Annotated in this window: 8 protein-coding genes and 1 pseudogene; 4 read left to right on the top strand and 5 right to left on the bottom strand. The window is 52.4% G+C overall.

What is annotated here, in order from left to right; translation table 11 throughout:
• The first annotated feature begins 3 nt into the window (after positions 1–3).
• The 4 genes and pseudogenes from alaS to ACXJJC_RS09425 all read left to right on the top strand — a co-directional run bounded on the left by alaS (position 4) and on the right by ACXJJC_RS09425 (position 4,635).
• Positions 4–2,106, top strand: a pseudogene (gene alaS / locus ACXJJC_RS09440) (alanine--tRNA ligase).
• Entirely contained in the window at positions 2,103–2,864 is a 762-nt protein-coding gene (cofE, locus tag ACXJJC_RS09435; RefSeq protein ID WP_456371294.1) for a coenzyme F420-0:L-glutamate ligase, read from the top strand. The pseudogene alaS and the gene cofE overlap by 4 nt, the downstream one beginning before the upstream one ends.
• The gene (locus tag ACXJJC_RS09430) at positions 2,843–3,856 is read left to right on the top strand and encodes an ATP-grasp domain-containing protein (RefSeq protein WP_456371292.1); all 1,014 of its coding nucleotides are present in this window, start codon (positions 2,843–2,845) and stop codon (positions 3,854–3,856) included. Before cofE ends, ACXJJC_RS09430 begins: the two co-directional genes overlap by 22 nt.
• On the top strand, positions 3,853–4,635 hold the full coding sequence (locus ACXJJC_RS09425) for a sugar phosphate isomerase/epimerase family protein (RefSeq protein ID WP_456371291.1): 783 nt from the start codon (positions 3,853–3,855) through the stop codon (positions 4,633–4,635). Before ACXJJC_RS09430 ends, ACXJJC_RS09425 begins: the two co-directional genes overlap by 4 nt.
• Here ACXJJC_RS09425 and ACXJJC_RS09420 read toward each other — a convergent pair.
• The 5 genes from ACXJJC_RS09420 to ACXJJC_RS09400 form a co-directional block, all read right to left on the bottom strand.
• Complete coding sequence (locus ACXJJC_RS09420; protein WP_456371290.1) at positions 4,632–4,802, bottom strand: hypothetical protein; 171 nt, start codon at positions 4,800–4,802, stop codon at positions 4,632–4,634. The genes ACXJJC_RS09425 and ACXJJC_RS09420 overlap by 4 nt on opposite strands.
• Positions 4,799–5,578, bottom strand: a complete 780-nt coding sequence (locus tag ACXJJC_RS09415; RefSeq protein ID WP_456371288.1) for a proteasome assembly chaperone family protein — start codon at positions 5,576–5,578, stop codon at positions 4,799–4,801. The genes ACXJJC_RS09420 and ACXJJC_RS09415 overlap by 4 nt, the downstream gene beginning before the upstream one ends.
• Positions 5,571–5,759 (bottom strand): RNA-protein complex protein Nop10, encoded by a 189-nt coding sequence (locus ACXJJC_RS09410; RefSeq protein WP_456371287.1) that lies wholly within the window; start codon positions 5,757–5,759, stop codon positions 5,571–5,573. The genes ACXJJC_RS09415 and ACXJJC_RS09410 overlap by 8 nt, the downstream gene beginning before the upstream one ends.
• 1 nt (position 5,760) lies before the next feature.
• Complete coding sequence (locus ACXJJC_RS09405) at positions 5,761–6,576, bottom strand: translation initiation factor IF-2 subunit alpha (RefSeq protein ID WP_456371286.1); 816 nt, start codon at positions 6,574–6,576, stop codon at positions 5,761–5,763.
• 735 nt (positions 6,577–7,311) lie between these two features.
• On the bottom strand, positions 7,312–8,446 hold a 1,135-nt coding region (locus tag ACXJJC_RS09400; RefSeq protein WP_456371285.1), incomplete at its 5' end, for a PGF-CTERM sorting domain-containing protein.

The following is an 8,446-nucleotide window of genomic DNA, read 5'->3' as shown; positions in this document are numbered from 1 at the left end:
GCCATCGTCGGCGGGCTGGAGGTGGCCACGCTCGTCTTCATGAACCTCGAGGAACATCCCGACGGCGACATAGAGATTAAGGGCGTGAAGTACAGGAAAATGGACAACTACATCGTGGACACTGGCTACGGGCTTGAAAGGTTCGTCTGGGCATCTCAAGGAACGCCCACGGTTTACGACGCCATCTTCGGTGAAGTCGTGGACGAGATAATAGCGCACAGCAACATCTCCTTCTCAAAGGAGGACGAGAGCGTCAGGGAGATCATCGCCGAGAGCTCCAAGCTAGCGGGAGTTATGGGTGAGCTAAGAGGGTAGAAGCTGCTCGAGCTCAGAAAGAGCATCGCCGACAGGTTCGGAATAACGGTGGAGGAGCTCGAAAGGATAGTCGTGCCGCTCGAGAAGGTTTACGCCCTGGCCGACCACACCAGGGCCATACTGTTCATGCTCGGTGATGCGCTCGTTCCATCCAACGCAGGCTCAGGTTACCTGGCAAGGCTGATGATCAGGAGAAGCCTCAGAATGGCTGAAGAGCTCGATTTGAGGCTCAAGCTGTTCGATCTCGTCAGCCTGCACAGGAAGATTCTGAAGGACTTCGAGTTTGACGTGCCGCTCGAGACCATCCAAGAGATCCTCGAACTCGAGGAGAGGAGGTACAGGGACACGCTGAGCAAGGGCCTCTCGCTGATAGAGAGGACGATCGAGAAGAAGAAAAAGATCGAGAAAGAAGATCTGATCGAATTCTACGACTCACACGGAATTCCACCTGAAACTGTTGTAGAGGTGGCCAGAGCCAGAAACGTAGAGGTGGAAATGCCGGAGGACTTTTACGCGGAGCTTGCAAGCCGGCACTCGAGGGCGGAGAGAAGGGAAAAGGAAAAGATTCTGAGAGAGAGCTATCCCCCAACCGAGAAGCTATACTACAACTCCAAGCTACTCGAGTTCACCGCAAGGGTAATCGGGTTCGAGAATGGTTACGTGATCCTCGACAGGACCGCTTTTTACCCGGAGAGCGGAGGTCAGGATAACGATACCGGTTATCTCGAGTTCAACGGCAGAAAGGTGGATGTTGTGGATGTAATCGAAGAGGACGGAGTTATCCTCCACAGGGTCAAGGGCGAGGTTCCTGTTGGAGCTGAGGTCAGGGGTGTTGTTGACAGGGAGAGAAGGTTCAGGCACATGAGGCACCACTCCGCAACTCACCTGCTGATTCACGTCCTGCAGAGGAGGCTCGGAAAGCACGTGTGGCAGGCAGGGGCAAGAAAAGAGTGGGACAAGGCGAGACTCGACGTGACACACTACAGAAAGCTCGACGAAGACGAGATCAGGGAAATAGAGCTGGAGGTGAACAGGGAAATAATGGCAGACAGGGAGATCACCTGGGAGTTCATGGACAGGATAGAGGCGGAACAGAGGTACGGGTTCAGGCTCTACCAGGGAGGAGTTCCGCCAGGCAGGGAGATAAGAGTCGTCAGGGTTGGAGATGACGTGCAGGCGTGTGGTGGAACGCACTGCGAGAAGACCGGAGAGATAGGAGTGTTCAAGATTCTCAAGGTCGAGTCCATACAGGATGGTGTGCTCAGGTTCGAGTTCGCTGCTGGAGAGGCTGCTCTCGAGCAGATAGCGAAGGAGGAGGCGCTCCTCAGAGAGGCAAGCGCTGTCCTCAGGGTCCAGCCGGAGATACTTCCAAAAACAGTTCAGAGGTTCTTCGACGAGTGGAAGGATCAGAAGAAGACGATCGAAAGGCTGCAGGAAGAGATCGCGGAAATGAGGGCGAAAGCCCTCGTCAAAGACGCGGAGGAATTTGAGGACGTCAGAATAGTTGTGGATGTCGTAAACGTCCCGCCAGACATGCTCGCCAAAATCGGAATACAGCTCGCCAGAATGGGTTACGTGGGTGTGCTGCTGTCAGATTACAACGGTGTGAAGATGGCAGCATTCAGCGGTGACGAGAGGGTGGACGCGAGAGACCTCATAAGAATCGCCGGAAGGCTCGCCAAGGGCGGGGGAGGTGGCAGGAGAGACCTCGCACAGGGCGCTGGACAGGTGATGCCCGGCAAAGACGATCTAATGTCCGAGATCTTCGCCCACCTGAGAGAAAGACTATGATCCGGATCTTTCCGGTTCTTGGAATTCCCGAGGTGAGGAAGGGGGACAGCATTGCCGAGATTCTCACCTCTCTTTTCAGCTTCGAGGACGGAGATGTGGTCGCGGTATGCTCGACGATCGTTTCCAAGGCGGAGGGCAGGTTAAGGAAACTGGACGAAATACATCCGGGTGAAAAGGCCCTTCAGCTGGCAGAGGCGCTCGGCAAGGATCCAAGAGTAATTCAGGCAGTTATTGATGAGAGCGATGAGATCCTGATCGAGCAGCCAATTCTCCTAACCAAGGCCAGGTTCGGAAACATCTGCATAAACGCGGGGATAGACACGTCCAACGTGAGGGACGGATACCTTCTGCTACCTCCGGTTGACCCGGATGAGTCGGCGCGGAGGATAAGGGAGGAGATAGCCGAGAAAACGGGGAGGGACGTTGGAGTCATCATCACCGACACAAACGGCAGGTGTTTCAGAAAGGGGGTGGTCGGGTTCGCCATAGGAGTCTCTGGAGTCAGGGCGATGAGGGACTGGAGGGGTGAGAGGGACATCTACGGGAGGGAGCTGGAGGTGACGGTGGAGTGCATTGCCGACGAGATCGCGGCGTTTGCCAATCTGATCATGGGGGAAGGGGGCGGAGGTTTGCCAGCGGTCGTGTTCAGGGGTCTGCCGGACGTGCTGGGCGAGGGCAGCATGGCAGAAATATACAGGAACGAGGATGAGGACGTGATCAGGAGGATCATAAGGGAATGGAGAAAAGGAAGTTTCTGATCGTCGGAAGCAACGTGAGGAATGTCGCTGAGTCTGCCAGAAAGGCGGGGTATGAGGTATACGTTCTCACCAAGCACTGCGACGCAGACCTCAGAATATACTCGAGGGAGGTCTTTCCCATTGAGGACGACAGCGTAGGGTGGGTCAGAAAAAAGGCCACCGAGCTCTCAGAACAGCTGAACGCGGAGATTGTGTGGGGGTCAGGTTACGAGGAGCTTCATGGAAAGCACGTGGAGATGGTCGTGAACAAGAAACGCTTTTACTCCGAGCTGGACAGACTTGGCGTGGAGTATCCAGAGATCCTGCGAGGCGGGGGGGAGGGAATCCTGAAACCAATAAAAGGAGGAGGTGGAGAGGACATCAGGATCTCAAACAGGGAAGAGCGCGGGTACATCCTGCAGAGGTACATCCCGGGCATTCCCTGTTCAGTTTCGGTCATATCAACCGGAAGGGAGGCGAGGGGGATAGCGGTCAACAGAATGCTCGTGGGCATGAGGGAGTTCAACGCCTCTGGATTCAGGTACTGCGGCAACATCACGCCGTTTCAGACCGAGATGGCGAACGAGATCGTGAAGATCGCCGAGGAGCTCGTGCTTCACTTCGAGCTAACCGGAAACGTGGGCGTCGATTTCATCCTCGCAGACAAGCCGTACGTTCTGGAGATAAACCCCAGGTTTCAGGGAAGCCTCGATTCCGTGGAGTGGGCTTGCGACTGCAACCTGTTCAGAATGCACGTCCTCGCCATTGAAGGAAAGCTGTCCGAGTGCAGGGTGAGGAGATACGCCGGAAGGGCGGTCGTCTTCTCTGACAGAGAGATCGTGACGAGGATGTGCCCTGCGGGCAACCCATTTTTCGCAGACGTGCCAGAAGCTGGAGCGGCTTACGGAAGAGGCGATCCCCTGGTGAGCGTTCTTTCCTCGGGGAAAAGCTACCGTGAGGTGCTGGAAAGGCTCATTGCAAGAAAGGAGATGTACATGGAGATGGTAGCGTGATCCTCTTTTCGTCGATGTTCTTCTACGAGTACCCTCTCGAGGAGATCGCAAGAGCCTGTGAGCTCGCAGGTTACGATGGAATGGAGTTCTGGATTGAAACACCTCACTACTGGATCGACACGGACTTCGAAAAAGTAGAGTCGGTGAGGGAGTGGATAGGCTCGGTGCACTGCGCAGTCCTCGACCTGAACCCGTGCAGCGTTAACGAGATGGTCGCGGAGGTCACGCTGAGAACCAACCTCCACACAGTAGAAGTCGCTTCAAAACTCGGAGTCATGGCGACAGTTCACGCAGGAAAGAGGAGTGCTGCGAGAGAACCGGTGAGAGAGGACATCGAAGCAAACGAGAGGTACTTCAGAGTTCTCAGAAGGTACGCGGAAATTAAGGGCGTTAGACTCCTGCTGGAAAACAGCGAGCCGAGAGTCAACCACCTCTGCAGGGACTTTGAAGATGTGATTGGATGTGCCGGAAGATTCGGGTTCGGAATAACGTTCGACGTCAACCACGCGCTGAAAAACGGAGATGCTGAGAAGTATATCGAGATCGTCGATATGATCGAAAACGTTCACGTGAGTGGGTATGACGAGAGCGGAAGACACATATCTGCGAGAAGGAGCGGCAGAGTCGAAAGGATCCTCAGAGAGCTGAGCGAGGCAGGATATGAGGGAACCCTCACTGTCGAGCTCGACGACCTCGGATACGGATACCTGGACTACGGCAGAAAGGTCGAGGAAATACGAAAAGAAAGGGAATTCCTCGAAAGAATATTCAGGCGTTAAGTTCTTTTCCTGAAGGCTCTGCACGCCTCATCTTGCGCAAAAACCCTCCTGAACGGGAGTCCCGTGCATCCCCCGGGAGCGCATATTCTGTCCGTCTCTGCAGCCACGCACAGCCCCGCGCTTCCATGGTCTGGAAGGAAGTAATGGCAGTCCGCGCACCTCATCATCTGAAGTACGCCAGGTCCTCGTCGCTCTTGAACTGAACTGTCTGCGCCTCCTGCATCTCCTTGATCTGGGCTATCAGCTTCTCCATCTCCTTCGCCCTCTCCTCCAGATCCTCAGTGCTGACCTCGAGTTTGAGGAGTTTCATCAGCACCTCCAGCACAACCTTCGCGCTCTTCGGATCGACCATGTAGCCAGAGGTCGTCCCCATCAGGCAGGCCGATGGAATTCCCTCAAGCATGGCAAGTCCAATGATCAGCCCCGCGGCTCCGATAATTCCACCTGCAGGCTCTCCGTTCTCGAACCTCACACCCGCTTTTTTCAGCTCGTCCAGAAGTGACGTGTCGTTAACCGCCCCAATGACGTAGGGCTCGTCTATTAGCTTTCCGACACCGTATCCTCCGAGAGTGTATATCCTGCTCACCCTGAAGTCCTTCGCTATCTTTATGTACGCGTTTGCGAGCTCGTAGTGCCCCTCGTTGCTTATGCTCTGATAATCTCCAACAAGTATGAGCAGATCCGGAGAGTTACCAGTGCTTCTGTACGCGTACACCTCGTTCTTGGGCAGCTTGATCATTCCCGACTCGTCCACCATAACCTGGGGAGGGAAGTGGTGCGAGTACAGCTCGACCACCTTCTCTACGTCGAGAACCTTGACGAGGTGATCGGCAACGAGCTTTCCCACATGACCTATTCCGGGAAGGCCCTCGATCATGACTGGGTTGTTCAGCCCGACATCATCGGGATTCCTGAGATACCTGATATCCACCCTATCAATCATTTCCACACCTCCTGATCCAGAAGCCCTTCTGCTTCCTCAGCATCCTCCTGTACCTGCCGTAGGGATCCTCTGGAGAGAACCTTGGCGGTATGGGCATGTATGTCTTCCCGCCGCACTCCGGGCAGGACTCGCGGAGGGTGTACCTTCCACAGTCACAGCACTTGCGAATTCTGGACTTCATCTCAGACTGCCTCTCTTACGAAGTTTGCCTCTCCTCCGAGCTTCCTCATGGTCCTTATCACTTCATCAACGACCTTCTTGAGGACGGTTTCGGCTGTCTTGTAGTCCTCACTCTCGATTACGATCCTGTACTTCGGCGCACCCACGTACTCAACGTCAATTTCCACATCGTCCTTCGCAAACCTGCTCACGGACGAAAGGGCCTTCTTTATCCTCTCGACACCATCCCCCGCGAAGGACTTCAGCTCAAAGTACCCCCTTACCTTCACCTTGGAGGGCTTTATGTGCTCCCTCGCCAGTTCTGCTATCTCCTTCGCGAGTTTCTCACCCGTCAGCTTTGCGATAACCTCGTACCCCTCGTATGCGACATCTTCGAAGGCAGCGTAAATGCTGTCGTACTTCTTCATCAGCTTCTTGCCAATTTTCTCAAGCTCATCTCTGCTGACTCCTGCCTTCTCACCGGCTATCTCGAGCCACTTGAACGCTCTCAGCTCGCTCTTCCACTCCTGGAGCTTCTCCCTCCTCTGCCTCTCGTTGACGTCCTTGATACTGAGATCGATGTGGCCCCTCTTCGGGTTGATGTCAAGGACCTTGCAGACGACCTTCTGACCCTTCTTAACGTGATCCCTGATGTCCTTGATCCATCCGGGCGCGACCTCACTGATGTGCACCATACCCTCTCTGTTCTCGTACTCGTCGAGGCTCACGAAGGCGCCAAAGTCCATCACCCTCGTTACCGTGCCGATTACAATTTCACCTCTCGAGGGGAATCCTGACCTCCTGATCATGAACCTGCCATCAGACTTTTTATCCGACATCGTTACAGCCTAATCCGGCAAGATATTTAAGGTTTGGTGATTTCCAGCTAACAAATACCGGCCTGCTGAACTTTTCCGACAATATTAAAATTACCGGAAAACAGAAACAATTCCGAAAAACAGATAAGAGAAAAGATTTCAAAACTGCTGGAGAGACGATAGACGAGATATTTCTCGACACAACCTACGTAATTCCCATCCTCTATATGGACATAAACGTCCCCGGATTTTCCAGAAAGAAATTCGCCGAGAATGTTGGAGGAAGTCAAGGGAATACACATAAGCGAGATTTTACTGCTCGAGGCAAAGGTAAAGGCACTCCAGTTATGGAATAAAGAAATTGCAGAGAAATTCAATGCAGGACTATCAATTATGAGATCTGACGAGAAGATCTTAATCCACGGATACAATCAAATGCATGACAGGAACCCAAACGAACTGTCTCACCTCCCTGAACTACATGAATATTATCGACTTAATCATTTCTGTTCAGGCAAAAGAAGCAGGGGTTTTGCTAACAGAGAACAGAATCATACACAAGCACGGCGGCGAGCTCGGAATAAAGGTCCTTAACTGGAAATCATTCTGTTCGCAGTTTGAATTGTGAGACGCGTTCCATTTTACTTTCCTGAAGCCATACCATATTCACAGAGCATCATCGGCAGAACAGTACAGTTACCATCCTGAACAGATTCAGAACCCAAATAAAATAGAAAAAATGGGGAAATTTTGGGTTTACTGCCTCCTCCTGAGGAGGTACGCTACTGCGAGCAGCCCTGCAACGGCGAACACTGCCTCAAAGCCGGGTCCTTCCTTCTTCTCCTCGGTGGTCTTAGTCGGTGCTGGTGTCGGAGTCTCCTCCTTTGTCTCTACAGGTGTCGGGGTTGGTGTTGGGGTCTTGGTCGGTGTGGGTGTTGGTGTTGCGGTTGGGGTTGGTGTTGGTGTTTCTTCTGGGGTGGGTGTTGGCGTGGCTGGAATTTCTTCGACGATTTTCACTGTGTATGGCCCAAGCAGAATGTCATCTGCAAATCCTGTCCCTTTCAGGGAATCTGATGCTGGATCTATATCATACTTCACGCCCAACTCAGACTTCTCTGAAGCAGTCATTGTTCCCATTGTGTCCCTAACAAAGACTTTGTACTCTCCTGTATCCAAGCCAAATGTCTGGAAGTATGCTTTAGCAGTACCATTTGCGTCAGTATACACCTGCTGTTTATATACGGTCATCGGCGCAACAAGGAACACCCATATACCATCATAGTTCGCTGCCCTATTAGTATCTATTGTCACGACAAGTTCGTCGCCTTTCTTCACGTATTCAGGAATGTTCGCAGATATTTCTGGGTTCTTAACTTCCACAGGTATATTTACGGAATCTATAGTATCTCCACTGTACTTTAGAACCACTGTAAGTGTATAGATTCCAGTAGCCAAGAGTTTGTATCCGGTAGAATACGTTGTGCTTATTGTATTGTTATCGTCATCATAGTACGTTCCAAGCACAAACTCAAATTTCCCGGTGTCAACCTCAGAGAAACTACTTGTGTCAAAGTCGACAGATATCCCGTTTCCACTCAATTTTGCTGAAAGGGTCACTTGGCCTTCCGTAGCAACAGCAACCTCAAAGACTAATTTCTTCTTCTCTCCTCTAGTCAGAGATACATCAACGGGATACTCTTTGAATCCAAATTCCTTCACAGTGAAATAGAAGATCTTTTGCGGATCTGAAACTGGGTCGATCCAGATGTTACCGCCTGAGATGTTCTGCGGAGCAAAGACATACAGCATGTATGTACCAGGATCAACACTTTCGTTGACTCTGAGCTCGATCTTGAACTCACCATCAATTACTGGTATTCTCATGTTGGAC

The sequence above is a fragment of the Geoglobus sp. genome, assembly GCF_054018175.1.
This window is presented reverse-complemented; position numbering and strand designations above follow the sequence as displayed.

What these genes read in the sequence shown, in the direction of transcription:
- cofE (WP_456371294.1), top strand. Translation starts at nt 2,103, where the DNA reads ATGATCCGGATCTTTCCGGTTCTTGGAATTCCCGAGGTGAGGAAGGGG.
- ACXJJC_RS09430 (WP_456371292.1), top strand. Translation starts at nt 2,843, where the DNA reads ATGGAGAAAAGGAAGTTTCTGATCGTCGGAAGCAACGTGAGGAATGTC.
- ACXJJC_RS09420 (WP_456371290.1), bottom strand. Translation starts at nt 4,802, where the DNA reads ATGATGAGGTGCGCGGACTGCCATTACTTCCTTCCAGACCATGGAAGC.
- ACXJJC_RS09415 (WP_456371288.1), bottom strand. Translation starts at nt 5,578, where the DNA reads ATGATTGATAGGGTGGATATCAGGTATCTCAGGAATCCCGATGATGTC.
- ACXJJC_RS09410 (WP_456371287.1), bottom strand. Translation starts at nt 5,759, where the DNA reads ATGAAGTCCAGAATTCGCAAGTGCTGTGACTGTGGAAGGTACACCCTC.
- ACXJJC_RS09405 (WP_456371286.1), bottom strand. Translation starts at nt 6,576, where the DNA reads ATGTCGGATAAAAAGTCTGATGGCAGGTTCATGATCAGGAGGTCAGGA.